General features: G+C 69.4%; 1 protein-coding gene. It reads right to left on the reverse strand.

The annotated features are described in order from the left end of the window. Window positions 1-714, reverse strand: a 714-nt coding sequence (locus tag AC2CJA_RS26940; protein WP_484605248.1) for a transposase, incomplete at its 3' end; no start/stop codon positions are given. Window positions 715-841: the final 127 nt, after the last annotated feature.

The following is an 841-nucleotide window of genomic DNA, read 5'->3' on the forward strand; positions in this document are numbered from 1 at the left end:
CCGGGCGGGGCCGGGGTCACGGAGCATGACCCGGTCCGAGCGCAGGCGCCCGACCAGCACGACGGGTAGGTCAGCGAGGGCGTGGGTCAAGTAGGCGATGTCGTAGCCGGAGTCCATCACGATCAGGATGTCCGGGTCGCCCGGCCTCCACTGGTCTGCGCTTGTCAACCGGTCGACCACATCCCGGAGTTGGACGGCGGTAACGGTTGTCGCGTCGTCGGCTGGGCCCAGGCGGAGCGCGTCCAGGAGAGCGACCCAGGAGGTGCGGCCGGTTTCCAGGGCCGCGACGAAGGAGTAGGGCCAGCCGGGCACCAGCTGGTCCGAGCTGCGGTCGCCGCGTCCGTAGACATGGCAGAAGAGCCGGTCGCCGCTGGTGGGAGCGTCGGGGCGCAGCCAGTGCGACACGTCCACGGCGAGCACGATCCGCCCGTCGGCCGCCTTCGGCAGCGGCAGGCCCGCCAGCGCACGACGCAATCGGGCCGGCTCCAGCCAGCCACGGTCCAGGGCGGCGTACAGAGCGCCGTGCCCGCGCCTGTGCTCGACCGCCAAAGAGAGCTCGACCAGGGCTTTCACCGGCCCGTCCGCGCACAGCACAGCGTCCGTCAACTCGAAGAGCGCGTCCGCACGCGCGTAAAGGCACTCGTAGAACTCGACCCGAAAGCGGGACAAGACGTCCAACGCCTCGCTTGCGGGCCCTGGGGCGGGGAGACTCATACGCAGCGGCCGTTCTCTTGAACTTCGTGACTCGACATCTCGAAGCGTGGAGAACGGCCGCGTCCGCTGTCCCGGGAAGAACCGCAGATCAGCAGGTCGAGTGACAGGCGAGGTTAAACGCCAAGCT

The sequence above is a fragment of the Streptomyces sp. ATLC9 genome, assembly GCF_057196705.1.